At 64.6% G+C, this 25757-nt stretch carries 24 protein-coding genes; 10 read left to right on the forward strand and 14 right to left on the reverse strand.

All coding sequences use genetic code 11. The annotated features are described in order from the left end of the window. Nucleotides 1-64 precede the first annotated feature (64 nt). The 4 genes from B5E42_RS14835 (at nt 65) to B5E42_RS14850 (ending at nt 4174) form a co-directional block, all read left to right on the forward strand. Complete coding sequence (locus B5E42_RS14835) at nt 65-1228, forward strand: acyl-CoA dehydrogenase (RefSeq protein WP_087241024.1); 1164 nt, start codon at nt 65-67, stop codon at nt 1226-1228. Between the two features lie 25 nt (nt 1229-1253). Continuing rightward, nucleotides 1254-2054, forward strand: a complete 801-nt coding sequence (gene acrB / locus B5E42_RS14840) for an acryloyl-CoA reductase electron transfer subunit gamma (protein WP_087240903.1) — start codon at nt 1254-1256, stop codon at nt 2052-2054. A 19-nt stretch (nt 2055-2073) separates the two neighbouring features. Continuing rightward, on the forward strand, nt 2074-3177 hold the full coding sequence (gene acrA, locus B5E42_RS14845; protein WP_087240901.1) for an acryloyl-CoA reductase electron transfer subunit beta: 1104 nt from the start codon (nt 2074-2076) through the stop codon (nt 3175-3177). A 121-nt stretch (nt 3178-3298) separates the two neighbouring features. Continuing rightward, nucleotides 3299-4174 carry a DMT family transporter gene (locus B5E42_RS14850; RefSeq protein ID WP_343214199.1) on the forward strand — a complete coding sequence of 292 codons (876 nt, stop codon included), beginning with the start codon at nt 3299-3301 and terminating at the stop codon, nt 4172-4174. Nucleotides 4175-4218: 44 nt separating this feature from the next. Here B5E42_RS14850 and B5E42_RS14855 read toward each other — a convergent pair whose 3' ends face one another. From B5E42_RS14855 to B5E42_RS14880, 6 genes are all read right to left on the reverse strand, one after another. After that, complete coding sequence (locus B5E42_RS14855) at nt 4219-4785, reverse strand: HD domain-containing protein (RefSeq protein ID WP_087241026.1); 567 nt, start codon at nt 4783-4785, stop codon at nt 4219-4221. Nucleotides 4786-4788: 3 nt separating this feature from the next. Continuing rightward, nucleotides 4789-5226: a hypothetical protein gene (locus B5E42_RS14860; protein ID WP_087241028.1), complete on the reverse strand. Its 438-nt coding sequence runs from the start codon at nt 5224-5226 to the stop codon at nt 4789-4791. Continuing rightward, nucleotides 5223-5426, reverse strand: coding sequence for a helix-turn-helix transcriptional regulator (locus tag B5E42_RS14865; protein ID WP_087241030.1), 204 nt, complete (start codon nt 5424-5426; stop codon nt 5223-5225). Before B5E42_RS14865 ends, B5E42_RS14860 begins: the two co-directional genes overlap by 4 nt. 130 nt (nt 5427-5556) lie before the next feature. Continuing rightward, on the reverse strand, nt 5557-6231 hold the full coding sequence (locus tag B5E42_RS14870; protein ID WP_087241032.1) for a hypothetical protein: 675 nt from the start codon (nt 6229-6231) through the stop codon (nt 5557-5559). Between the two features lie 42 nt (nt 6232-6273). Further along, entirely contained in the window at nt 6274-7680 is a 1407-nt protein-coding gene (locus tag B5E42_RS14875; RefSeq protein ID WP_087241034.1) for a Sapep family Mn(2+)-dependent dipeptidase, read from the reverse strand. Between the two features lie 32 nt (nt 7681-7712). After that, complete coding sequence (locus B5E42_RS14880) at nt 7713-8375, reverse strand: PAS domain-containing protein (protein ID WP_087241036.1); 663 nt, start codon at nt 8373-8375, stop codon at nt 7713-7715. Between the two features lie 123 nt (nt 8376-8498). Between B5E42_RS14880 and B5E42_RS14885 the strand changes: the two genes are divergently transcribed. From B5E42_RS14885 to B5E42_RS14895, 3 genes are all read left to right on the forward strand, one after another. Beyond that, complete coding sequence (locus tag B5E42_RS14885) at nt 8499-9020, forward strand: transcription repressor NadR (protein ID WP_087241038.1); 522 nt, start codon at nt 8499-8501, stop codon at nt 9018-9020. A 142-nt stretch (nt 9021-9162) separates the two neighbouring features. After that, nucleotides 9163-10824: a Na+/H+ antiporter NhaC family protein gene (locus B5E42_RS14890; protein ID WP_087241040.1), complete on the forward strand. Its 1662-nt coding sequence runs from the start codon at nt 9163-9165 to the stop codon at nt 10822-10824. 328 nt (nt 10825-11152) lie between these two features. Continuing rightward, nucleotides 11153-12814, forward strand: a complete 1662-nt coding sequence (locus B5E42_RS14895; RefSeq protein ID WP_087241042.1) for a Na+/H+ antiporter NhaC family protein — start codon at nt 11153-11155, stop codon at nt 12812-12814. A 327-nt stretch (nt 12815-13141) separates the two neighbouring features. Here B5E42_RS14895 and B5E42_RS14900 read toward each other — a convergent pair whose 3' ends face one another. From B5E42_RS14900 to B5E42_RS14920, 5 genes are all read right to left on the reverse strand, one after another. Continuing rightward, nucleotides 13142-14308 (reverse strand): DHHW family protein, encoded by a 1167-nt coding sequence (locus B5E42_RS14900; protein ID WP_087241044.1) that lies wholly within the window; start codon nt 14306-14308, stop codon nt 13142-13144. 17 nt (nt 14309-14325) lie between these two features. Continuing rightward, entirely contained in the window at nt 14326-15726 is a 1401-nt protein-coding gene (locus B5E42_RS14905; RefSeq protein ID WP_087241046.1) for an MBOAT family O-acyltransferase, read from the reverse strand. Between the two features lie 97 nt (nt 15727-15823). Further along, entirely contained in the window at nt 15824-16513 is a 690-nt protein-coding gene (locus B5E42_RS14910; protein ID WP_087241048.1) for a DUF4358 domain-containing protein, read from the reverse strand. Between the two features lie 80 nt (nt 16514-16593). After that, the gene (locus B5E42_RS14915) at nt 16594-17814 is read right to left on the reverse strand and encodes a HAMP domain-containing sensor histidine kinase (protein ID WP_087241050.1); all 1221 of its coding nucleotides are present in this window, start codon (nt 17812-17814) and stop codon (nt 16594-16596) included. Then, nucleotides 17811-18506, reverse strand: a complete 696-nt coding sequence (locus B5E42_RS14920; protein ID WP_087241052.1) for a response regulator transcription factor — start codon at nt 18504-18506, stop codon at nt 17811-17813. The genes B5E42_RS14915 and B5E42_RS14920 overlap by 4 nt, the downstream gene beginning before the upstream one ends. Nucleotides 18507-18737: 231 nt before the next feature. Here B5E42_RS14920 and B5E42_RS14925 point away from each other — a divergent pair, with 231 nt between their 5' ends. The 3 genes from B5E42_RS14925 to B5E42_RS14935 are packed head-to-tail and all read left to right on the forward strand — an operon-like array spanning nt 18738 to nt 21127. Next, on the forward strand, nt 18738-19649 hold the full coding sequence (locus tag B5E42_RS14925; protein WP_087241054.1) for an ATP-binding cassette domain-containing protein: 912 nt from the start codon (nt 18738-18740) through the stop codon (nt 19647-19649). After that, on the forward strand, nt 19646-20395 hold the full coding sequence (locus tag B5E42_RS14930; protein ID WP_087241056.1) for an ABC transporter permease: 750 nt from the start codon (nt 19646-19648) through the stop codon (nt 20393-20395). Before B5E42_RS14925 ends, B5E42_RS14930 begins: the two co-directional genes overlap by 4 nt. A 3-nt stretch (nt 20396-20398) precedes the next feature. Next, nucleotides 20399-21127, forward strand: a complete 729-nt coding sequence (locus B5E42_RS14935; RefSeq protein ID WP_087241058.1) for an ABC transporter permease — start codon at nt 20399-20401, stop codon at nt 21125-21127. A gap of 58 nt (nt 21128-21185) precedes the next feature. Here the strand turns inward: B5E42_RS14935 and B5E42_RS14940 are convergent, their stop codons facing one another. The 3 genes from B5E42_RS14940 to B5E42_RS19990 form a co-directional block, all read right to left on the reverse strand. Further along, the gene (locus B5E42_RS14940; protein ID WP_087241060.1) at nt 21186-21602 is read right to left on the reverse strand and encodes a hypothetical protein; all 417 of its coding nucleotides are present in this window, start codon (nt 21600-21602) and stop codon (nt 21186-21188) included. After that, a complete protein-coding gene (locus B5E42_RS14945) occupies nt 21589-21819 on the reverse strand; it encodes a helix-turn-helix transcriptional regulator (RefSeq protein ID WP_087241062.1) in 231 nt (76 codons plus the stop codon). Before B5E42_RS14945 ends, B5E42_RS14940 begins: the two co-directional genes overlap by 14 nt. A 408-nt stretch (nt 21820-22227) precedes the next feature. Next, nucleotides 22228-25500 (reverse strand): S-layer homology domain-containing protein, encoded by a 3273-nt coding sequence (locus tag B5E42_RS19990; protein WP_087241064.1) that lies wholly within the window; start codon nt 25498-25500, stop codon nt 22228-22230. Nucleotides 25501-25757: the final 257 nt, after the last annotated feature.

Consider the following 25757-nt stretch of genomic DNA (forward strand, 5'->3'; position numbering starts at 1 on the left):
GGGCGGGAGCCCAAAAAACTCCCGCCCGCCGTTCTGAAATATAAATCTAGGAGGAAGGCAACAAATGGATCTGCACCTTTCCAGAGAGCAGGAAATGCTCCGCAAGATGTACCGTGACTTCGCCGAAAACGAAGTCAAGCCCCTGGCCGAGTGGGTGGACGAGAACGAGGCGTTCCCCGAGGAGACGGTGAAGAAGATGGCCAAGCTGGGCATGCTGGGCATCTACTTCCCCAAGGAGTATGGCGGCGCCGGCGCCGACGTGCTGAGCTATGCCATGTGCGTGGAGGAGCTGAGCAAGGTGTGCGGCACCACGGGCGTTATTGTGTCCGCCCACACCTCCCTGTGCGCAGCCCCCATCTATGAGAACGGCACCGAGGAGCAGAAGCAGAAGTACCTGCCCAAGCTGTGCTCCGGCGAGTGGCTGGGCGCCTTCGGCCTGACCGAGCCCGGCGCGGGCACCGACGCCCAGGGCCAGCAGACCGTGGCCGTGCTGGACGAGAAGGGTGAGAACTGGATTCTCAACGGCTCCAAGATCTTCATCACCAACGCCGGCTATGCCAACGTGTTCGTGATTATCGCTGTGACCGGCATCACCACCGACAAGCGCGGCCGGAAGAAGAAGGAGATCTCCGCCTTCATCGTGGAGCGCACCGACCCCGGCTTCTCCGTGGGCAAGCACGAGAAGAAGATGGGCATCCGCGGCTCCTCCACCTGCGAGCTGATCATGGAGGACTGCGTGATTCCGAAGGATCGTCTGCTGGGCAAGCAGGGCAAGGGCTTCGCCATCGCCATGAAGACCCTGGACGGCGGCCGTATCGGCATTGCCTCCCAGGCTCTGGGCCTGGCCGAGGGCGCTATTGAGGAGACCATCAAGTACACCAAGGAGCGCGTGCAGTTCGGCAAGCGCATCTCCCAGTTCCAGAACACCCAGTTCCAGCTGGCGGACATGCACGCCAAGACCGAGGCGGCCAAGTGGCTGGTGTATTCCGCGGCGATGAAGAAGCAGAACCACGAGCCCTACACCGTGGACGCGGCCATGGCCAAGCTGGTGGCGGCCGAGACGGCCAGCGACGTGACCCGCCGCTGCGTGCAGCTGTTCGGCGGCTACGGCTACACCCGTGAGTACCCCATGGAGCGCATGATGCGTGACGCGAAGATCACCGAGATCTACGAGGGCACCAGCGAGGTTCAGCGGATGGTCATCTCCGCCAACCTGGGCGTGAACTAAACGGAACTGGAGGGAAATTAACGATATGAAATGCATTGTTTGTGTCAAGCAGGTTCCGGATACGTCCGGCGTGGTGGCGGTGAAGGAAGACGGCACCATGGATCGTGCCGCCATGGCGACCATCACCAACCACGACGACCTGGCGGCAGTTGAGGCCGCCCTGCGGATCAAGGACGCCACCGGCTGCAAGGTGGTCGTGGTGTCCATGGGCCCCCCGCCCGCCGAGGGCATGCTGCGCGAGCTGCTGGCCATGGGCGCGGACGAGGCCGTGCTGGTGTCCGCCCGTGAGTTCGGCGGCTCCGATACCTACGCCACCTCTCAGATCCTCGCCGCCGCTGTGAAGAAGATCGGCGTGGAGGATGACGACATCATCTTCTGCGGCCGTCAGGCCATCGACGGCGATACCGCCCAGGTGGGCCCCCAGATCGCCGAGAAGCTGCACCTGCCCCAGGTGTCCTACGCCGCCGAGATCAAGGTGGAGGGCAAGACCGTCACCGTGAAGCGCCTGCTGGAGGACGGCTACATGACCATCAAGGTGCAGACTCCCTGCCTGATCACCTGCGTGAAGGAGCTGAACACCGCCCGTTACATGAGCGTGGGCGGCATCATGGAGTGCTATCAGAAGCCTCTGGAGATCTACAACTACGAGACGCTGAAGGACGATCCCCTGATCGATGTGGACACCATCGGTCTGAAGGGCTCTCCCACGAATGTGTACAAGTCCTTCTCTCCCCCGGTGAAGGGCGCCGGAATGATGATGGAGGGCGCTGACAAGGCGACCGTGGAAAAGCTGGTCTCCATCCTCAACGACAAGCACATCATCTAATTGAAAGGAGAGCAACACAATGGCTTTTGATAGTAAAGACACCGCCGCCTTCAAGGGCGTATGGGTATTCTGTGAGCAGCGCGAGGGCGTGATCATGTCCACCAGCTACCAGCTGCTGAGCGAGGGCCGGAAGCTGGCCAACGACCTGGGCGTGGAGCTGTGCGGCGTGGTGCTGGGCAAGGACATCAAGGAGGACTACCTGAAGGCGCTGGGCGGCTACGGCGCGGACAAGGTCTACTACTGCAACCACGAGCTGCTGGACGTGTACACCACCGACGCCTACACCAAGGTCATCTGCGACCTGGTGGAGGACAAGAAGCCGGAGATCTTCCTGATTGGCGCCACCAACATCGGCCGTGACCTGGGCCCCCGCTGCGCGGCCCGTCTGCACACCGGCCTGACCGCCGACTGCACCCACCTGGATGTGGATGTGGAGAAGTACAAGGCCTTCCTGAAGACCACCTCCACCATCGACGTGGACAACACCAAGTTCGAGGAGAACACCAACCTGAAGATGACCCGTCCGGCCTTCGGCGGTCACCTGATGGCCACCATCATCTGCCCCCGGTTCCGTCCCCAGATGTCCACCGTGCGTCCCGGCGTGATGCAGACCCAGCCCTATGACGAGGCCGGCGCTGCCAAGACCGTGATCGAGAACGTGGATGTGAAGCTGTCCAAGGAGGACATCCACGTGGAGGTCGTGGAGGTCGTGAAGGCCGCCAAGAAGATGGTGGATCTGATCGGCGCCGACGTGGTGGTTTCCGTGGGCCGCGGCATCTCCAAGGACGTGGAGGGCGGCATCAAGCTGGCCGAGGAGCTGGCCGGCGTCCTGGGCGGCGTGGTTGGCTCCAGCCGTGCCGTGGTTGACGCGGGCTGGATCTCCGCCGACCACCAGGTGGGCCAGACCGGCAAGACCGTGCACCCCCGCATCTATGTGGCCCTGGGCATCTCCGGCGCCATCCAGCACCTGGCGGGCATGCAGGACTCCGAGTGCATCATCGCGGTGAACAAGAACGAGACCGCCCCCATCTTCGACGTTGCCTCCTACGGCATCGTGGGCGACCTCTACAAGGTCACCCCCATGCTCATCGAGGCCATCCGCGCCGTCAAGGCTTCCAAGTAAGACAAGCCCTGCTGAACAATCATCGAGGGCCGGCACTGCCGGCCCTCGATTTTTTGTCCCGCACTTGTACCGGCCGGCCGCCTCTGCTATACTGTTGGAAAAGGGAAAGGAGGAGAGATGCGTGGGGACGAGCCGCAGCAAGCTGATTCTGATGGTGGGGGTGCTGGGCATCTCCGCCTCCGCCATCCTGGTGCGGTTCTCCCGGGCCCCGTCGGGGGTGCTGGCGGTGTACCGGCTGGGATGGACGGTGCTGCTTCTGCTGCCGGTGGTGCTCCTCCGGTACCGGGCGGAGCTGAAACGGGTCACTGGGCGGGACGTGCTCCTGTGCGCGGCCAGCGGGATCTGCCTGGCCATTCACTTTCTGGCCTGGTTCGAGTCCCTGCGTCTTACCAGCGTATCCGCCTCCACCGTGCTGGTGAGTACAGAGGTGATTTTTACCGCCATCGGCTTTGCCCTGTTTCTCAAGGGGAAGATCCCCCGGCTGGGGGTGGCGGCCATCCTCCTGGCCTTCGGGGGCAGTGCGGTGCTGGCCCTCTCCGGCGGGGTGGAGGCGGGGGAGCTGTCCGGCAACCTGCTGGCCCTGGCCGCCGCCGTGGCCTCTGCCCTCTACACCCTCATCGGCCGGGTGCAGCGGGGCCACCTGTCCACCACGGTGTACACCTTTTTGACCTACCTGGCCTGCTTCGTCACCCTGGTGGCGCTGACGGCGGGGACGGGTACGCCCTTGGTGGGCTACGGAACCCGGGAGCTGTTCATGGGCCTGGCCCTGGCGGTGCTGTGCACCCTGCTGGGCCACAGCCTGTTCAGCTGGTGCCTCAAGTATCTCTCCCCCTCCTACGTCTCAGCCGCCAAGCTGTGCGAGCCGGTGTTCTCCACCCTGGCGGCCATCCCCCTGTTTCACGAGGTGCCCACCCCCCTCCAGCTCTTCGGCGGCGTGGTGGTGCTGGGCTCGGTGCTCCTCTACACCCGGGCGGAGCGGCCGGAGACAGACGAATAGCACAGAACAGGCCCCCGGCGCATGCCGGAGGCCGTCGTATTTTCTCAATTGTCCTTCTGTCCCAGCTTGGCCAGGGTGTCCAGCCGGGCCTGCTCCCGCAGGGCGGCCAGGGGCGGGAAGGGGGCGGCCTCGGGGATGCCGTAGGTCTGGTTCAGCTCCCGCTCCAGAGGCAGCCAGGTGTCCAGGGGGGCCTCGTTGTGCTGCACCACCACCTCCAGCTTGTCCAGGGCCTTGTAGACCCGGGCCTCCGGGGTGGCCAGGGCGTCCATCTCGGCGAACAGTGCCGTCAGCTCCCCCCGCAGCCCGTCGGGCAGGGGGGCGAGCAGCCCGGCGATGGCCTGCCGCTCGGTCTCCTCGTTGTCCTCGGTTTTCTCAAAGGAGGGGATGTCGCCGGTGACCGCCTCCCCGATGTCGTGGAGCAGGCACATGCGCAGCACCTTGTCCATGTCCACCCCGGGCAGCTCGTTTTTCAGCAGCAGGGCCATCACCGCCAGCCGCCAGGAGTGGGCGGCCACCGTCTCGTGCCGGCCGGTGGAAGTCCAGGAGTGGCGGGTGTTGCACTTGAGCTTCTCCAGCCTGCCCAGAAAGGCCAGAAATTCCTTGGGTTCCATGTCTCACATCTCCTTTTCCAGCTTGAAGCGCCACCAGAGGGTGTAAAACTGGATGAACAGATAGACCGCCACCATCACCAGGGTGAGGAGCAGATCCGCCTCCATCAGGGCGGAGAACAGGAGCATGGCCCCGAAGGCGAAGGTCATCAGGTCGTAGCCCCTGGCCTTGGCGGCGTTGCCGAGAGCCACGTTGCGCTCGTCCTTCTGGTTGATCTCCTGCTGCTTTTGCAGTTCGGGGTGCTTCTTCATGGCCTGGGCGGCCAGCAACTCCCCGGCGCCGCTGCCGAACAGCCCGCAGCCCACTCCCAGGGCCAGGAAGGGCACCACCCGCCAGTGTTCCGCGTCCAGGCCGGGAATCAGCTTCAGCAGCAGCCAGGCGCCCAGCAGCAGGGCCAGGCCCAGCAGGAAGGGCACCCAGCCCTGATTTCTCCGCTTCTTCATTGCGCATCCTCCTCATACAAAAAGATATCCTCGATGCTCTGCCCGAAGTACCGGGCAATTTTGAAGGCCAGCAGGATCGAGGGGTTGTACCGGCCCTTCTCCAGGGAACTGATGGTCTGGCGGGAGACCTCCAGCAGGGCGGCCAGCTCCTCTTGGGTGATCCCCCGCGCCTTCCGCAGTTCCTCCAGTCGGTTTTTCACGGGAATCCCTCCTTTGGAAAGCTTGCTTTCCATTTATGTTATAGCACACCGGTCTGTGGATGTCAAGTAAACTTTCCAATAAGAGAGAAAAAGAGCCCGCGGCCTCCGCCGCGGGCTCTGGTGTGCAGACTCAGAAATTGTAGTCGATGATCAGCCAGTCCAGGTTGTTGAAGTCGTCCTCGTTGAGGCTCCAGTAGTTGTCATCCCCCAGGGTGACCTGCACCACCAGGCTCTGCTCCTCCAGATAGCCCAGGCTGGGGATCAGCTCCCGCAGGGTGTCCAGCACCAGCTGGAACCAGGCGATCTCGTACTCGTAGTACTGGGCGTCGTCCATGGTGTCGGGGTACTGGGCGTTGAACTCGGTGAAGGTGGTGCCGTTGCTCACCTCGTCCATGAGCTGGTGGAAGATGTCGATGGGGGCCACCGTAACCTTCACGCCGTAGGTGGTCTCGTCGATCTCCGTGGCAGTGTCCACGGTGTAGGAGGCCTTGGCGTAGATCTCCTTGTACAGCTCGATGAGCTCGCTGCGCTGCTCCTCTGTGGGTGCGTTGTCCATGAGGGAGCCGATGAGGAAATCGGCCTCCACCTCGATGCTGTTCTGATAGATCTCCTGGGCCTCGGTCTCCGTGCTGTCGATCATCTCCAGGAACTTGGCATCATAGATGCCCTTGTAGTTTTCGTCCAGGATCCCCTGGATATAGGTGGTGGCATCGTCGGGGGAGAGGCCGCCGCCGCAGGCGGCCAGGGGAATCAGCAGGGCCAGGGACAGGGTCAGGGAGATGACGCGTTTCCACAGCTTGTACATACAGATTCCTCTCTTTCTTCCTGATAGATTGGCGAGCTTACATTATCCGCACAGGTCGATGATGGCTTGGGTGAAGATTTTTGCCGCGGTGAGCTGATCCGCGATGCAGGTGTGCTCGTCCGCCCCGTGCATGTTGCCGTTGAAGCCGGGCATGGCGCAGCCGAAGGCCACGCCGCCGGGGATGTGGTGGACGTAGGTGCCGCCGCCGATGGCCAGGCACTCGCCCTTCTGGCCGGTGAACTGCTCGTAGCACTTGAGCAGGGTGGACACAAAGGGGGTGTCGGCGGGGGTGTGGTGGGGGGCCTCCATCTCGCCGGAGGCGGTGAAGCCGAATTTGGCAAAGGCGGCCTCCGCCGCGGCCTTGCAGTTGGCCTCATTGGCGCAGATGGGCACCCGGCTGTCGAACTGGCCGGACAGGCCGGTGGGGGTGACCTCCAGCAGGGAGAAGGCCAGGGTCAGGGGGCCGGAGATCTCGTCGGCCTGGGCGATGCCCAGGGCCTTGCCGGCGCAGTCCCCGTGGGGGAAGAGGACGGCCAGGGCGCGGAGGGCGGCAGTGGAGCCCACCTTGGCCAGGGGCAGAAGGGTCAGCAGGTGGAGCAGGGCGGTGATGGCGTTGTTGCCCTCCTCCGGGGTGGAGGCGTGGGCGCCGGTGCCGTGGCAGAGGATGCGGAGATCGTCCCCCTCCTCCCGCAGCTCGAAGGACGCGCCGGTGTGGGCGGCGGCCTGGTCGCAGCAGGACTGGGCCGCCTGGGCGGACAGGCCGGCGATGACGCACTCCGCCTCCGGCGGCAGCACGTTGATGCGGAAGCCGCCGTGGAACTCCTTCACCCGGGGGGTGGCGGTCTCCGCCTCCCAGGTCTTGGTGAACACCGGCTTGTAGCTGCCCTTCTCGATGTTGATCACCGGGAACTCCCCGTCGGGGGAGAAGGTGCAGGGGGCGTAGGGCTCCTTCCCATAATAATACTCAATGTCGCTGGAGCCGCTCTCTTCGTCGGTGCCCAGAAGCAGCCGGGCGTTGTGCTTCAGGGGCACACCCAGCTCGCGCACCGCCTGCATGGCCAGCAGGGCGGCCACGGCGGGGCCCTTGTCGTCATCGGTGCCCCGGCCGTAGAGCATGCCGTCCACCTCCTTCGGCTCGTAGGGCTCCGTCACCGTCCAGCCGGTGCCCTCCCCCACCACGTCCAGGTGACAGAGGATGTGCAGGGCGGTGTCCTTGTCATTGAGATCCACCGCGCCCACATAGTTGTCGTAGTTTTTGACGGCAAAGCCCAGCTCCCCGGCCAGCTTCAGGGCCTCGTCCAGGGCGGCGGCGGGGCCGGGGCCGAAGGGCATGCCGGGCTGGGGCTCCTCCCGGACGCTGCGGATGCGCACCAGCCGGGAGACGGCCTCCACCAGCTGCGCCCGGCGGGCGGGAGCGTCAAAATAGGCGTTGATCTGCTGCTCGTACACGGAGTGTACCTCCTTAATATATAGATATGGAATCAGTTGGAATCGGTTTCTTCCTCGTCCGCCTCCTCCGGCTGGGCGCCGGACAGCTCCCCCAGGTACTTGTACACCGTGTACCGGGACACCTGGAGGCGCTTGGCCACAAAGGGCACGGACTTGCGGAAGGAAAAGGCGTTTTTCTGATCCAGCAGGGCGATGATCTTCATCCGATCCCGCTTGTTCAGGGCGTTCACCGGCTTGCCCACGGCGGTGAGGCACTCGTCAAAGATGTCGGCCAGCCGGCTGTCCCCCCCGTGCCACATGGCGCTCTGGAGATCCGCCTCAGCGCTCATGAGATCCACCAGGATCCGGTTGGCGTACACCAGGGAGGAGTAGTCGAAGTTGATGCCCAGGGCCAGATTGAAGCCGTCCCCAATGAGGTGAAAGGTGCTGCTCTTGACCTGCTGGCCCGAGGGGGTGGTGGCATACAGATTGACAAAGTCGGTGACCAGGGCGTCGTGATCCAGCTCCTTGGCGGTGCCCAGGATATCCAGGGTGGAGCCCACCGTGCGGCCGGACACGTGTCCGTTGTAGATAGAGAGGATGGGGTGGCGGGGATCCCCCATGTCGTGTACCAGGGTCTCGCAGCTGGAGCCGAACATCTCGGCGATGCCCCGGGCCGTCCGGTCGAGAAATTCAAAGGCCTCCTCCCGCGTCATGGCTCCGCCTCCTTCCGTTCAGAATCGCACCCCTATTCTAACGCGATGCGAAGGAAAAAGCAAGGTGATTTACAGCGGGTGGGGAAGCTGATATACTGGAGGGCAGAAAGGGGGAATGGGCAGATGACAGGCATCAGTGCCCAGGAGCGTCGGCGGGCGGTGGCCCGGGCGCTGGAGGAGGCGGACGGGCCGGTGAGCGCCACCGCCCTGGCCGAGCGGTTTTCCGTCAGCCGGCAGATCATCGTGGGGGACGTGGCCCTGCTGCGGGCGGGGGGTGCGGACATCGCGGCCACCCCCCGGGGCTACCTGCTGGGCCGGGGAAGCTCCGGCATCGAGCGGCGGGTGGCCTGCGTCCACGCGCCCGGGGATATGGAGCGGGAGCTCAACGCCATCGTGGACGCCGGGGGTGAGGTGGTGGACGTGATCGTGGAGCACCCGGTCTACGGCCAGCTCACCGGGCTGCTGGGTGTGCGCTCCCGGTACGACGTGCAGGAGTTCCTGACCCGGGTGGAGGCCCACGGAGCCCGCCCGCTGTCCGATCTGACGGGCGGAATCCACCTCCACACCATCCGCTGCCCGGACGAGAAAACGTTCCAGCGGGTGGAAAGATCCTTGCAAAATGAGAACATTTTGCTGAAAATGTGAGGTTTAGCACATTAAAGTGTGATTGAATTTATTAAAATTGCCCAAAAAGTATTGCCAAATTGTGAATAATGGTGTATTATAGGGTACGAATCCTAGGGTTGGGGAGGCTTATAGGATTCACACAAAAAAAGGGAGGGTTATTATGAACTCACCACGAATGCAACGCTTTGGAAGGTTCCTGCTCGTCGTATTCGCCCTGGCATGCGTCATGGTCACCGTGGCTTTTGCCGAGGGTGAGACCCCTGACAGCGTCGCGTACAACACCATCTTTTCCATCCTGCCGCCCGTGGTGGCAATCGTCCTGGCACTGATCACCAAGGAAGTGTATTCGTCCCTGTTCCTGGGCATCTTCGTCGGATGCCTGCTGTACGTCAACGGCAACCTGCTGGCCGCCCTGCAGGACTTCGTTGACCGTCTGTGCACCAACGTGGGCGGCAACGCCTCCATCCTGATGTTCCTGGTTCTGCTGGGAACCCTGGTGGCCCTGATGATCCGGGCCGGCGGCTCCAAGGCCTACGGCGACTGGGCTGTTGCCCACATCAAGACCAAGTCCGGCGCCCTGTGGGCCACCTTCATCCTGGCCATCGTGCTGGGCGTGGACGACTACTTCAACAACCTGACCACTGGTAACGTGATGCGCCCCGTGGCGGACGGCCACCACATCTCCCGCGCCAAGCTGTCCTACATGTGCGACGCCACCGCCGCTCCTGTTTGTATCATGATGCCCGTGTCCTCCTGGGCCGCGGCCGTCACCGGCGTTATCGGCAACGAGGAGGTGGGCTTCCAGATCTTCCTGAAGGCCATCCCCTACAACTATTACGCCATCCTGACCATGGTGTTCATCATCGTGATGACCTGCATGAACATCGACTACGGCCCCATGAAGACCCACGAGGACAACGCCGCCAAGGGTGACCTCTACACCACCGAGCACCGGCCCTATGCCGATGCCTCCGAGATGAAGTTCAACCCCAACGGCAAGACCATTGACCTGGTCATCCCCGTCATCATCCTGATCATCTGCTGCGTGGCCGGCCTGCTGATCGTCGGCTTCCAGGGCGGCGGCCATGACATCCTCACCGCCTTCGCCAACACCTCCGCCGGCCCCGCTCTGGCTCTCGGCGGCCTGGTTGCCCTGATCATCGACATGGTCTACTTCATGATCCGCCGCTCCATGAACTTCACCGAGCTGATGGACTGCCTGCCCGAGGGCTTCAAGCAGATGGTTCCCGCCATCCTGATCCTCTGCTTCGCCTGGACTATCGGCGACATCACCAAGGCTCTGGGCGCTCCCGAGTTCGTGGCCGACTTCGTCCGCAGCTTCGGCTCCAGCCTGCAGAACTTCCTGCCCGCCGTGGTCTTCATCATCGCCTGCGGCCTGGGCTTCGCCACCGGCACCTCCTGGGGTACCTTCACCATCCTGCTGCCCATCGTGATCCCCGTGTTCGCCGGCGTCAGCGCCTCTGAGCTGACTGCCGCTGACATCGGCCCCGGCCACGACATCCTGATGATCGCCATCGCGGCCACCCTGGGCGGCGCGGTTATGGGCGACCACTGCTCCCCCATTTCCGATACCACCATCATGGCCTCCACCGGCGCTCAGTGCTACCACCTGAACCACGTGGCCACTCAGATGCCCTACGCGGTCACCGTGGCGGCGGTTGCCTTCGTCAACTACATCATCGCCGGCCAGATCCAGAACGTGGTGATCGACCTGATCATCGCCGTGGTCTCCATGGTGGCTGTCCTGCTGATCATCGGCAAGCTCAACCACTCCATGAACCTCCACTCTCAGCGCGATTAACCGGCATTTTCAAACCTTACACCTACTGGAAGCAAGACCCGCCCGCCTGGGCGGGTCTTGCTTTACGCTTTTGTGCGTATTATGCAAATTTGCTGCCAAGAGGACTGCTGAATTGGTGATAAATGAAAGAAAATGGAGGATACTGGAACTAAACTCCCGGTTTTTGTGCGGGCCTTACAAAAAATTTGTGGATAAACTGTGAAGCGCTTACAAACTTTTTGTAAAACGCAAAAAAATATTGCCAAATTGTTGACGATCCGCTATGATGTTCAACGAGTCCTTGGGTTGGGGAGCTTTAAGGATTCAGAGATTGAATAGGAGGATTGTTATGAGCTCACCGCGCAAGACACAATTCGGCAAATTTCTGTTAGTCCTGTTCGCCCTGGCTTCCATCCTGGTCACCGTGGCCTTCGCAGAGGGTGACGCGCCCACCAGCGCTGCCTGGGGGACTGTCGTGTCCCTGCTGCCCCCTGTGGTGGCAATCGTTCTGGCCCTGATTACCAAGGAAGTGTATTCGTCCCTGTTTCTGGGCATCATGGTCGGCTGCTTCCTGTATGTGAACGGCAACCCCCTGTTTGCCCTGCAGGACTTTGTTGACCGCCTGACCGGCAATGTGGGCGGCAACGCCGGCATCCTGATGTTCCTGGTCATCCTGGGCACCATGGTGGCCCTGATGATCCGGGCCGGCGGCTCCAAGGCCTACGGCGAGTGGGCTGTCAAGCACATCAAGACCAAGTCCGGCGCCCTGTGGGCCACCTTCATCCTGGCCATCGTGCTGGGCGTGGACGACTACTTCAACAACCTGACCACCGGCAACGTGATGCGCCCCGTGGCAGACGGCCACCACATCTCCCGCGCCAAGCTGTCCTACATGTGCGACGCCACCGCCGCGCCCGTGTGCATCATGATGCCCGTGTCCTCCTGGGCCGCGGCCGTCACCGGCATCATCGGCAATGAGGAGGTGGGCTTCCAGATCTTCCTGAAGGCCATCCCCTACAACTACTATGCCATCCTGACCCTGGTGTTCATCATCGTGATGACCTGCCTGAACATCGACTACGGCCCCATGAAGACCCACGAGGACAACGCCGCCAAGGGTGATCTCTATACCACCCCCGAGCGCCCCTTTGCCGGTGCCGAGGAGATGAAGTTCAACCCCAACGGCAAGGTGTATGACCTGGTCATCCCCGTCATCATCCTGATCATCTGCTGCGTGTCCGGCCTGCTGATCGTCGGCTTCCAGAACGGCGGTACCGACATCCTCACCGCCTTCGCCAACACCAGCGCCGCGCCCGCCCTGGCTCTGGGCGGCCTGATTGCCCTGATCATCAACATGATCTTCTTCGCCATCCGCCGCTCCATGAGCTTCACCGAGCTGATGGACTGCCTGCCCGAGGGCTTCAAGCAGATGGTTCCCGCCATCCTGATCCTGTGCCTGGCCTGGACTATCGGCGACATCACCAAGGCCCTGGGCGCCCCCGAGTTCGTGGCCGGTATCGTGGAGGGCTTCGGCTCCAGCCTGGCCAACTTCCTGCCTGCCGTGGTCTTTGTTATCGCTGCCTTCCTGGGCTTCGCCACCGGCACCTCCTGGGGCACCTTCACCATCCTGCTGCCCATCGTGATCCCCGTGTTCGCCGGCGTCAGCGCCTCTGAGCTGACCGTGGCCGACATCGGCCCCGGCCACGACATCCTGATGATCGCCATCGCGGCCACCCTGGGCGGCGCGGTCATGGGCGACCACTGCTCTCCCATCTCCGACACCACCATCATGGCCTCCACCGGCGCCCAGTGCTACCACCTGAACCACGTGGCCACCCAGCTGCCCTACGCGGTCACTGTGGCGGCAGTTGCCTTCGTCAACTATATCATTGCTGGTATGATCCAGAACGTGGTGATCGATCTGATCATCGCCGTGGCCTCCATGGTGGTTGTCATGCTGATCATCGGCAAGGTCAATCACTCCATGAACATCCACTCTCAGCGCGACTGATCAAACAGCACATACACATAAGAGAAATCGGCCCCCGCTCCAATGGAGCGGGGGCCGATTCAGTGTGTCGAAAAAGCCTCGCAGAGTTCGCGCCCGCAGGCGCGAAAAAATTAAAATCTGTTTTCTCCGGCGACATGTGCGTCGGAGAAAACACTTCTCAGGCCGCAAGTGAGGGATTTGTCCGGCTCAGGCGGACAAATCCTGCGCGCGGCGGACTGCATCCTGCTCGAAAAAGTGGCAAAGCCACTTTTTCGACGGCCTCAATCGGCCCCCGCTCCATCGGAGCGGGGGCCGATTGTTTTCTGCCCGGGGTCTGGCGGAGGGGCCTTACCGGGTGATCCAGAACAGGTTGCCGTCGGTGACGAAGTTGGGCACGCTGTAGAGCACCAGGGCCTGGTCGATGCCGTTCTGCTCCACATAGTCCTTCACAGACAGGTGGTAGTACCGGGGGTCGATCAGGTGGATCTCGGAGTAGTGGGCGGTGAGGAAGGGCACCAGGGAGTCGGCGTAGGAGTCCCGGATGATCAGCAGCTTGGGGCCGTCCGGGTTGTTGGTGTTGGTCACCACACCCAGGGACTGGTTGCCGCCCAGGAACATGGAGTACTTGTCCTTCACGGACAGGAAGGACTCCACATAGAGGGCCCGCTGCTCCTCCACGGGGTTGCCGCTGTTGTCGTAGGTGTGGCTCACCACGGTGATGCCGTCGTCGGGCACGTAGGTGGTGATGGTGTCCGGCTTCACCCACCGCACGCCGGAGGAGGAGAACACGGTGCCGTAGAACTCGGTGGAGCGCACCGTGGGGGTGTACTCGCTGAGGGGGACGGGGGTGTACCCCAGGGCGGAGGCCAGGCCGGTGTAGCCGTAGTAGGCGCCCAGGCTGGTCCAGTGGTGGTCGGTGCGGTAGAAGATGTCCTCGTCCTTGTGCTCCATCAGGGGGGTGTACACGTCCGCCCAGGTTGCCCCGGTGACAGCCCCCTGGGCCTGGGCCATCAGGTCGGTCTGGCTGGCGTTGGGGGCGCCCTCGGGCAGCCGGTCGGCCCAGATGCAGGCCTGGGTGGGAATCAGGGAGAACACCACGGGGATGTCCACATTTTCCACAAACTTGTTCACATAATTCAGGTTTTCTGTCACCCGGTCGGCGGCGGGCTGGTCGAAGCGGGTAATCAGCGTGTCGTTGTCGGCGAAGTAGACGTTGTTGTTCTCCTTCTTGCCCAGGGCCCGCTCCGTGCGGGCCTTCAGATCCACCCATGCGTCCCGGTCGATGAACTGGTCGGTGGTATAGGTCTCAAAGTCCCGCATGAACTGGCCGTTGAAGAAGTTCCCGTCCCGGAAGAGCTTCTCCGGCGTGCCGAAATCCACGGCGGGCAGCTGCTCCAGGTTGCGGTTTTCCACCTCAGAGAAGGTGCGGTCGGGGGAGACGGCGTTGGCTACCAGGAACACCCCGATGAAGGCGCAGAACAGGGCGGTGATGAAAATGCAGTAGCGCTTGGTCATGGTGGTTCCTCCTTATGTCAGAATCGGAAATACAGGAAGGGGTTGTAGGTGGCGTCCACCAGATAGGCGGTGGAGAACACCAGCCCCGCCAGAAGCACCACCGGCAGGGCCGCCTTGACGGCCTTCACCGGCAGCTTTTTCCACAGCTTGGTCACCAGCGGCGTGGAGGCCACGGCGGCGATGATAAGCATGGGCAAAAACGAGGTAAAATAATACCAGACGTTATCGTTGGTGAGGCCGCCGGGAGCCATGCCGAACATGGAGCGCAGGTAGACGCCCATGTGGGAGAAGTCCTCCACGGCGAAGATGGCCCAGCTCACCAGCACCAGGAAGAGGGTGTAGATGTGCTGCACGGCGGCGGGCAGCTTCTCCAGCAGCCTGCCCAGGAAGGCCTTCTCCAGGATGATGAGCACCGCGAAGTAGAGGCCCCAGATCAGGAAGTTCCAGCTGGCCCCGTGCCAGATGCCGGTGGCCGCCCATACCAGGAACAGGTTGAAGTACAGCCGGGGCTTGCTCACCCGGTTGCCCCCCAGGGGGATATACATATACTCCCGGAACCAGGAGCCCAGGGAGATATGCCACCGCCGCCAGAACTCGGTGACCGACTTGGAGATATAGGGGTAGTTAAAGTTGCGGAGAAACTCGAAGCCCAGCATCCGGCCCAGGCCCACGGCCATGTCGGAGTAGCCGGAGAAGTCGAAGTACAGCTGCAGGGAGAAGGCCACCACACCCAGCCACGCCCCCGCCACGGTGAGCTGATCGGCGGGCAGGGCCAGGATGGAATCCCACAGCTTGCCGATGTTGTTGGCCAGCAGCACCTTTTTGGCCAGGCCCACGGTGAACACCTGCACGCCGGAGGCGAACTGCTCCGGCGAGTGGGTGCGGTAGTTCATCTGGTCGGCCAGCTCCTTGTACTTGATGATGGGGCCGGCGATGAGCTGGGGGAACAGGGTGACGAAGGTGCCGAAGCTCACCAGGTTTTTGGGCAGCTCCGCGTCTCCCCGGTAGATGTCCACCGGGTAGGTCATGGTCTGGAAGGTGTAGAAGGAGATGCCGATGGGCAGGGTCAGTTCGAAGGTGGGCACCATGATGCCGAAGCCCTGGAGAGTAGTGGCCATCAGCACCCAGTATTTGAAGAAGAACAGGATGGCCAGGTTCAGGCCCAGGGAGATGCCCACCGCCCACCGGGCCCCCTTGTCGTTGCCCCTGGCCTTGCACCGGTAGACGATGATGCCGGCAAAGTAGTCCAGCACAATGGTGAAGAGCATCAGCAGGATGTAGACCGGCTCACCCCACCCGTAGAACACCAGGTTGACCACCAGCAGCCACGGATTGCGCCATTTCAGGGGGGTAATATAGTAGACAAGCAATACAATGGGTAGATAGAGGAACAGAAAATACAGACTGGAAAAGACCAACGGGGCATCATCCCTTCTCTTTGTACTCGGGCCGGGAAAACGCCCGGCAGGTGGCCCTGCCGGGCGCGTCACATTACCTTATTATACCCGCTAAAACTCAGTTTGTATAGCTGTTAAATGCGGAAACCGCCTGGTCGGCGTACTCGCTGATGGCAAAGAGGATGTAGTTGCCGCTGGTCACCAGCTGGTAGTTCTCCACCAGCTCCAGCTGCTCGGGCAGGTACTGAGACCACTGCTGCACCAGATCGGCCTGCCGCTTCTCCACGGCGGCCTTCACCGCGTCCATCTTGCCGTCCTTCACCTCGGCGATGAAGAACTCGGTGGCCTGGACGCTGATGGCGGGCATCTTGCAGACATAGGACACCAGATCATCGGTGTTGATGCCGTACAGGGCGGAGAGGGTCTCCGCGTCCACGTCGGACAGGGAGGGGATATCCAGCTGGGAGATGGCGTTCCAGGTGGACTGCACCACGTCCACCGTGGGCTCCGGCTCCACAGGAGCGGGGTGGGAGTGGGCTGGTGGAGGGGCGGAGGAGGAGGCGCGGAGGGCTTGGTGGAAGGCTTGGCACTGGGGTGTCGGAGGCTCCTCGAGGGCTCTCCTCCGCCGGCGGGTGGTCTCGGGCAGGACGGTCTCCTCCGGGGTGGGGTGGGCTCGGTCTCCGGGGTGCCGGTGGGCTCTCCACTGCGGGGTGTCGGTCTCGGGGCGGGCTCTGATTGCGCCGCAGGCGGTGAGCAGGCCCAGGCTCAGAACCCCGGCCAGGGCCAGGGAGAGGATTCGCTTGTTCATGGATCATTCTCCTTTTTTCTTGGTTTGCCCTTTCTTGGACGGCACTCACCGGAAAAAAGTTCCCTCTTTTCCGCAAATTTTTACAGGGGAATCCGCACCACGCCCAGCACGCCCCGCGCTCCGGCGCGCAGCTCCAGCCCGCCGCTGTGGGATTTTGCGATCTGCTCCACCAGCTTCAAGCCCGTGCCGTGGGCCGCCCCGCCGTCGGCGGCCAGGGCGGAGCCGCCCTTGGCCGGGGCGGGAACCGTCCCGCCCCCGTCGTCCTCCACCCACAGGACGCAGAACTTCCCGTCGGCCCGGGCCCCCAGGGTGATGGAGCACCCCTCCGGGTTGTGATTGACGCAGTTGTTCACCAGGTTGAGCAGAGCCCGGCGGAGCAGGGGGCCGTCGGCCTCCAGGGTGAGGGCCTCCGCCTCGGGGGGCAGATCCACCTCCAGGGCGTACCCCTCCTCCAGCCCGCCGTTGAGCACGTCGGCCGCCACCTGCCGCACCAGGGCGGCGGGGTGGAGGGTGCCCCGGCGGAGGGGCTGCATCTCGTAGTCCAGGCGCATGGTCAGGTTGAGATCGTTGACCAGCTCCCGCAGGGTCTGGCTCTGGCGGCGGATCACCGCCGCCTGCTCCCGCCGGGCGGGGGAGAGGTCGGGGGCGGCCTCCAGCTGCCCGGCGTAGCCCATGATCATGGACAGGGGGGTGCGGATGTCGTGGGACACGCCGTTGATCCAGTCGGAGCGGGCGGTGTCCCGCTCCCGCTGCTCCCGGCGGAACTGGCGGCTCAGCACCAGAGCGGTGAGGCCCAGCACGCACAGCAGGGCCAGCAGGAACAGCCCCGCGAACCAGAGGGGCACGGTGGCAAGCACCTCGGTGTCCAGGATGAAGGGGTGCTTCCAGGTGCTGCCCTTGGGGCTCCCCGCCACCAGCAGGCCGTCGGGCCGGATGCGCACCTGCACCGGGTAGTCGTTGAGGTACCACCGGGTGAAGGAGGCCACGTCGGCGAGGGTGTAGTGGCTTGGCACGTCCTCCGGCTTGCCCTGCTGCCACACCACGTCGCCGTTCTCGTCGATGAGCATGGCCCACAGCTCCTTCTCCGCCAGGTAGTCGGCGGCGGTGAAGGTGTACCCGTCCTCCGTCTCGGTCAGGGCGGCGGACAGATCCGCCACCGAGGCGTTCCACGAGCTGCTCACCCCGGCGGAGGCCACGATGAAGGCCAGCAGGCCCCCCAGGGCCAGGATCAGCACCAGCACCGCCGAGGCGGCCACCAGCCCGGCCGCCACCAGGGTGCGGCGGAGGTTGCGGCCCCTCACGGCCGCTCCTCCCGGGCCAGGCGGTAGCCCAGCCCCCGGACGGTGAGCAGGTATTTGGGGTGGGAGGGGTCGGCCTCAATCTTCTCCCGCAGGCGGCGTATGTGCACCATCAGGGTGTTCTCATAGCCCACCATGGGCCCCTCCCACAGCGCCTCGCACAGGGCGTCGATGGTGACGATGTTCCCCCGGTTGGCCGCCAGCTTTTTCAGCAGGGCGTATTCCTTGGCGGTGAGGGTGGCCTCGGTGCCGTCGGCCCGGCGCACCGTGCCGGGGCCCCAGTGCACCTCCGTGTCCCCCAGGCGGAGCACCTCCCGGGCCGGGCCGCCGTACACCCGGCGGAGTACCGCCCCCAGCCGGAGCAGCAGCTCCTGGGGCAAAAAGGGCTTGGTGATGTAGTCGTCCGCCCCCAGGCCCAGGCCCTGGAGCCGCGCCTCGTCCTCGTCCCGGGCGGAGAGAAAGAGCACCGGCACGTCGCCCCCGTCCCGCCGCAGCTCCCCCAGCAGGGCAAACCCGTCCCCGTCGGGGAGCATCACGTCCAGCAGGGCCGCGTCCGGCCGCTGCCGGGCCCAGGCGGCCCGGGCCTGGGCGCAGTCGGCGGCCAGGGTGACGGCATACCCCGCCCCCTCCAGCAGCTCCCCCACCATGCGCCGCAGCTCCGGCGCGTCGTCCACCAGTAAAATGTGATAGGCCATGTTGATCTTCTCCTCCTGCGGGCGTATCCCGCCCGGCAAACGGCGCGTCTGGGAAGCCGCGCCCTACGGAGAGGTGTATCCGGGAACCCTCCCCGCCGTCCCTCCTATTATATCTTACTTGTCCACCCTTTGCACCCGACCTGTGGAAAACGTAAGGTAACCGTAAGGCTGGCTTCATGGGGACGTAAGGGAGAGGCCCTATCCTTGTCTTGTAACAAGGAGGTGTCCCTTATGAACATCGTGGAGACCCGGGGCCTGTGCAAGCAGTACGGCCAGGCCATGCGGGTGAAGCAGCTGAATCTCTCCGTGCCCGAGGGCGCGGTGTACGGCTTTTTGGGCCCCAACGGGGCGGGCAAGTCCACCACCCTGAAGATGGTGCTGGGCCTTGCCAAACCCACGGCGGGGGAGATCACCGTCTTCGGCAAACATGTGAACCCCCATAACCGCATCGCCATCCTGAAACAGGTGGGCAGCCTGATCGAGAGCCCCAGCTACTACGGCCACCTGACAGGGGAGGAGAACCTGCGCATCGTCCAGACCCTCCGGGGTGCGCCGGAGAAGGACATCCAGGAGGTTCTGTCCATCGTCCGGCTGGACGGCCAGAAGGGCAAGCAGGTGGCCCACTACTCCCTGGGCATGAAGCAGCGGCTGGGCCTGGCCGCCGCCCTGCTGGGCTTCCCCAAGCTGCTGATCCTGGACGAGCCCACCAACGGCCTGGATCCGGCGGGCATCCAGGAGATGCGGGAGCTGATCTGCTCCCTGCCCGGCCAGTTCGGCATGACGGTGCTGGTGTCCAGCCACCTGCTCTCCGAGATCGACCAGATGGCCGACCACGTGGGCATCATCCGGGAGGGGGAGCTGGTGTTCCAGGACACCCTGGCCGCCCTCCACGCCCGGAGCCGCCACCACCTGGCCCTGCGCACCACCGACAACGGGGAGGCCGCCCGCCTGCTGGGGGAGAGCAGGATCCCCTGCACCCTGGAGGAAGGCTATCTGATCCTCCCCCTGCTTACCGACGCCGACGCGGCCAAGCTGTCCCGCTTCCTGGCCGCCCACCGGGTGGATCTGCTCCGCATGGAGGAGCGGCAGAAGAGCCTGGAGGACATCTTCCTGGAGCTCACGGGAAAGGCGGCGAGCCTGTGAAGCTGCTGAGACTGGAGTTCTACAAGTGCCGCCGCCGGAGGATCACCCTGATCTGCGCCGGTATCCTGGCGGCCCAGCTGCTGTGGTTCGGGGCCTACCTGACCCGGCAGGATCCGGAGGATCTGGCCCAGGGGTGGATGCTCATGCTCTACAACCTGGCCCTGGTGGACGCCATCCTCCTGCCCGTGGGCACGGCGGCGGTAGCCAGCCGAAACTGTGAGATCGAGCACAAGGGGGCCGCCCTCAAGCTGCTGGAGACCGCCATCACCCCCGGCCGGCTCTACGGCGCCAAGCTGGCCTGGGGGGCCCTGGTGCTGCTGGCCCTGGTGGCCGTGCGCACCATTCTGTTCACCGCCCTGGGCGTGTGGATGGACTTCCCCGGCGGGGTGCCCTGGGGGCGGATGGGGGTATTTACTCTTATCTCCTGGGCGGTGTCCATGATGCTCTACGCCCTCCAGCAGGGCCTGTCCCTCCGCTTTGCCAACCAGGCGGTGGCCCTGGTGTGCGGCATCTTCGGCAGCTTTGTGGGCCTCATGTCCATGCTGTTCCCCGTGTGGGTGCAGCGGTGCGCCCCCTGGGGGTACTACGGCCTGCTCTCCCTGACCCGGATGAACTGGGACGAGGCCACCCGGATCACCGACTTCTACTGGCGGTGGCCGGAGCCGGTGGATGTGGTGCTGCTCTGCCTGTGGGCGGCGGTCTTTCTGACGGTGGGACGGACCCTGTTCGTCCGGAAGGAGGTGTGAGCCATGCTGCTGCGCGCGATCAAGGCCGAGGTGCTGAAGTGCTGCCGGGCGCCGGTGTGGCTGGCCTTCCTGGTGCTGCCCGTCTTTCCGGCGGTGCTGGGCACCTTCAACTACCTGGGCAACCTGGAGGTGCTGGAGGATCAGTGGTACAGCCTGTGGAGCCAGCACACCCTGTTCTCCTCCATGTTCTTCCTGCCCGCCCTGTTCGGGGTGTTCTGCGCCTGGCAGTGGCGGCTGGAGCACACCGATCACAACTGGAACGCCGCCCTCACCGCCCCTGTCCCGGTGGGGACCCTCTACCTGGCCAAGCTGGCGGTGGACGCGGTGGTGTCCCTGCTGGCCATGGCCTTCATCGGGGTGCTGTTTGTGCTCAGCGGGAAGGTGGCCGGCATCACCGCCCCCCTGCCGCCGGAGCTGCCCCGGTGGCTGCTCTTCGGGGCCCTGGGCGGCGTGGTGGTGTGCGCCGTGCAGCTCTTTTTCAGCCTGGCCATCCGGGCCTTCGCCCCGCCGGTAGCCATGGCCCTGGTGGGGGGCGTCTTCGGCCTGATGGTCACCAGTCAGGGCTGGGGCGCCGCCTTCCCCTACTCTCTGCTGGCCCTGGGCATGGCGGCCAACAATCCCCGGATGGAGCTGCCCCTGCCCGCCTTCCTGGCCGGCTGCGCCGTGTATCTGGTGCTGGCCGCCGCCCTGTCCATCCGCTGGCTGTCCCGCCGGGACGTCAGCACCGCCTGAGCGCCCGTCCATGCAATACGTCCCCGCAGGAGATCCCGCGGGGACGTATTTGTCTGCGTTACAGCTTCCGGTCGAAGTAAGCCAGGGCGATCAGCTCCGTGACAAAGAGAATCAGGTACATGAGGCCGAAGGCGATGGTCAGAGCGGCGCAGATCTCCCTCCCGAACAGCCCCACGGGCAGGCGGCTGAGAATCAGCAGGGCCAGGCAGAGCCACTGGCTCCAGGTGAGGGCGGCGCTCTTGCTGCGCAGCTTCACCAGCCGGTTGCGCTCGTCCAGCTCGGCCAGCTTGTCCTCCCGGCTCAGGGCGTGGGAGAGGCTGCGCCCCAGAAAGGTGGCGCCCAGCACCAGACAGGCCGCCATGAGGATCGTGCCCTTGATGTCGAAGCCCGTCCAGATGCTGGTGGCCAGCATGGCCAGGCCAATGGCGGTGAGGAAGAGCCCCCAGCCGAAGTTGGTCTTGTTATAGATTTTCATACATGCGATCCTCCAGTTCCTTGTTTTCCTCCAGACAGCACAGCTCCTCCACCGTGGTGTGGAACACCAGGGCGATGCGGTAGGCCAGCATCAGGGAGGGGCTGTACTGCCCCTTCTCCAGGGAGATGATGGTGCGGGACGACACGTGAACCAGGTCGGCCAGCTGCTGCTGGGTCAGGCCGGCGGCCTGGCGCAGCTCGCGCACGCGGGTTTTCAAGAGATCACCTCCGGGGCGGGATATGAAGTATACTTCATGAAGCTAGCTTCATATTACACGATGCGCACAGGCCTGTCAAGGGGGGAAGCAAAATTTTATGGGAGGAGCGGAACAGACAGACAGCGTGTCGAAAAAGCGGCTTTGCCGCTTTTTCGAGAAAGGCCACATGGCGGAAGGGGTTCGTTTTCTTGCGAAAAAGTCACCCCTTCCGCCATGAGAAGTGTCATTTCCGAGGCGCATGTCCCCGGAAATGACGAATTTTGATTTGATTCCTGCGGCTGCGGCCGCAGGAACTCTGCGAGGCTTTTCCTCACGGAGGGTTTTTCGACAGCCTGAGAGCGCCCGCCTTCCGGGGAAGGCGGGCGCTCCGCGTGTGGAAAAAGCGGCTTTGCCGCTTTTTCCGCATGTTCAGAGGGTGAGGCCCCGGTGGAGGATGACGGCCATCTCCGCCCGGGTGAGGGTGCCCTGGGGGTTGAGCCGGCCCACCTGATCCCCCTTGATGACGCCGGCCTGGGCCATGGCGGCCACGGCGGGCCGGGCGGCGGCGGACACGGCCGCGCCGTCGGGGAAGCGGGTGAGGAAGCTGTCCTGGGCGGAGGAGATCCCCCGGCCCGCCTTCTGCATGGCCCGGTAGAGGAACACCATGGCGTCCTCCCGGGTCACCGGGGCGGTGGGGCGGAAGGTGTTGCCGGCCTCGGCCTGGGCGATGCCCAGGGCCTTGGCGGTGGCCAGGGCGGAGGCGTAGTAGCTGCCGGCGGGCACGTCGGCGAAGTTGTCGGAGCCGGCGGCGGTGAAGCCGAAGGTGCGCACCAGCATCAGCAGGTAGTCGCAGCGGGTGAGCTGGTCGGCGGGGGAGAAGGTGGCGCCGGTGCCGGTGCCGGTGGTGATGCCGTAGCGGGCCAGGAACTCCACCCCGGGGGCGGCCCAGCCGTAATTGCCCATGTCGCTGAAGCGGGGGGCGGAGGCGGGCGGGGTGACGGTGATCTGTACCACGCCCTGGTAGGTTGCGCCGGTGGAGTCAGTGCCCACGTAGGGAACCACCACCGTGCCGCTGAACTCGGCCTTGGGCTGGAAGGCCACCTTGTCCAGGGGGTAGACGCCGCTGGCGGCATAGTCCAGATTGGCGTCCACGGTGCCCCGGTACCGGGCGGGGCCGGTGTAGTCAAAGTACAGCCGGCCGCCGTTGAGGTTGGGGGTGGAGAAGCGGACGGAGCGCAGGGTTCGGCCGCCCCGGGCGGCGCAGGCGGCGGCGAAGTCGCCGGAGCGGAGGTTCACGGCGGTGCCGTCGGAGGTGTAGCGGATCACGTCGGGCTCCCGCAGGGCGGTGAACTGGATTACCAGCGCGCCGGAGAAGGTCTTGCCGCCGGTGTTCCGGCCGGTGAAGGGGATGGTCACCCGGTTCTCCGTGGCGGAGCCGGGCACAAAGGTCAGGTCGGACAGGCTGGGGGAGCCGCTGCGGTAGTATCTGGCGGAGCCCGCCGCCTGCTCGCCGGCCCGGTCGTACAGGTAGTAGAGCTGGCCCGTCCGCCGGTCGCCGCCCCAGTCAAAGGTGAGGTAGTCCAGGCGGTCGCCGGTCTCGTCCCGGCAGAAGCGCTCCAGCTTCTCGGCGTCCAGGCGCACCGGCTGGCCGGCGGCGCCCTCCAGGGTCAGGCTGGCGGAGACGCCGGAGCCCACCTTGAAGGCCAGGGTGCCGGTGAAGTCCTTGCCGGAAGTGCTCCGGCCGGTGAAGCTCAGGGAGACGGTGCCCTCATAATCCCTGGCGGGAACGAAGGTCAGCTCGTCCAGATAGGGGGCGGCGGAGCGGTAGTAGCGGGCGTTCCGGTCGGCCTCCCGCTGGCCGGACTTGTTGTACTGGTGGTACAGGGTGCCCTTGGCGGAGGAGGGCAGGTCGTTAAAGCGGATATAATCCAGGGTGCCGCCCGCCGCGTCCCGGCACAGGTCGTTGAAGTCCCGGTCGTCCAGCGCCACGGAGCCGTTGACCGGCACCTTGTAGGTCACGTCGCCCTTGCCGGCGGTGCCCACGGTGAGCTCCACCGTGCCGGAGAAGGTCTTGCCGCTGGTGTTCCGGCCGGTGAAGGGGATGGAGACCTTGCCCTCAAATTTCCGGTCGGGGACAAAGGCGACGGTGTCCAGGTCGATCTGCCTGCGGCTGGGGCTGTAGTAGCAGGCGTCCTTGTCCCGCAGGGCCGTGCCCTCCCCGGTGCGGCTGTTGAAGTTGCAGTACAGGGTGCCCTTGGAGGAGGCGGGACGGCTGAAGGTGACGAAATCCAGGGTGCCGCCCACGGCATTCCGGCAGGCGGACTGGAAGTCGTTCCGGTTGAACAGGGCGGCCCCGCCGGTGGGGGCGGCGTATTTGATGACGCTGCCGGCGGCGGACAGGGCCAGCTTGACCGTGCCGGAGTAGGTGTTGCTGCCCGTGTCCACGGCGTCGTAGCTCACGGTGACCGCGCCGGTGCTCCCCGAGGAGGCCTGGATGGAGACCCGGTTCAGATCGGCGGCGGAGAAGGTGCTGTTGGACAGGGACACGGCCTTGCCGTTGTAGAGCAGCTCGCCGCCGCTCACCTTGCGGAAGGTGACGGATTTCAGATCATAGCCGTACACGGCCCGGCACACGCTCTGGAAGTCCTGCTGGCGGAGGGCCTGTTCGCTTCCGGCCTGGGTGCTCTTGTAGGCGATATCCTGGACGGAGCCGGGATTTACCGTCACCTGGCAGGTGAGGCGGGTGCGCTGGCCGCTGTAACTCACGTCGGCGGTCACCGTCACCAGGTTGGATTTGCCGGACAGCTGGCCGCCGGTGGCGGTGACGGTGGCCCCGGAGGAGCCGGACAGGCGGAGGGCGGCGTTTCCGCCAGACCAGGACACGGTGGCCCCGGCGGGCAGGCCGCTGACGGTCAGGTTGACGCTCTGGCCCACCCGCACGGCGGCGGACTGGGGCAGGGTGGGGACGGCGGCGGGGGTAACGGTGACGGTGCAGGTGTCCCGGTAATTGGTTCCGTTGTAATTGAAGGTGGCGGTGATGACGGCGGCGCTCTGGCGGACAGGGGCCTTGGCGGTCACCCGGCCGGTGGAGGGATCCACCTCCGCCACGCTGGAGTCACTGGTGCTCCAGGTGACCTCCTGGCCCTGGGGCACGGTGACGGCGGAGAGGGTGATGGTCTGCCCGGGGGCCAGGGTCTGGCTCTTGGGGGAGACGGTCACGCCGGCCTGCAGCGGCTGGTTGACGGTGACGGTGCAGGAGGCGGTTTTCCCGCCGTCGCTGGTGGTGGCGGTGATGATGGCGGTACCAGCGGCCCTGGCGGTGACCATGCCGGTGCTGGAGACCGAGGCCACATCCGGCCGGTCGCTGTCCCAGCGGATGCCCTTTTCGGCGGCATCGTCCGGCTGTACGGTAGCCCGCAGCGTTTCCGCTTCCCCGACTGAGAGGCTCAGGCTGGACTTGTTCAGGCTGACGCTGGTGACAGGCACGGGCTTGGGCTCGGGCGTGGGGAGGGAAGGCTCGGCAGGAGGGGTGGAGTTCCGATTCGGAGGGGTGGGAGACTCGGTGGGCTGTGCCGTGAGGGTGACCGGCCCGCTTGTATCGGTGAGGACTCCCGGTTCCGCTGCCAGGGCGGCGGGAACCAGCCCCACCACCAAGAGCAGAGCCAGACAGGCCGACAGGAGCCGTTTTGCAGCATGCTTCATAGGAACATCTCCTTTTCTGGATATTCGCGCCGTTCGGCGCGGGGCTGTTCAGGGCTCCATGATACCCCGGCGGAGGGAAACAAATCCAGCTTAAAAGTTACAAAACATCTTACGTTATTCTTACGCGGCCGATGTAAAATGTAAGGAATGTTACGGGAAATGGAAAAAGAGCATAAAACTCCAAGGGGGTGTGCGCCGGCGGCGGACGGGAAGCGGCCGGCGGGGACTGGCAAAATGGGGCGGGCTGTGCTATGATG

This window comes from Flavonifractor sp. An10, assembly GCF_002161215.1.
GTDB lineage: Bacteria > Bacillota > Clostridia > Oscillospirales > Oscillospiraceae > Flavonifractor > Flavonifractor avistercoris.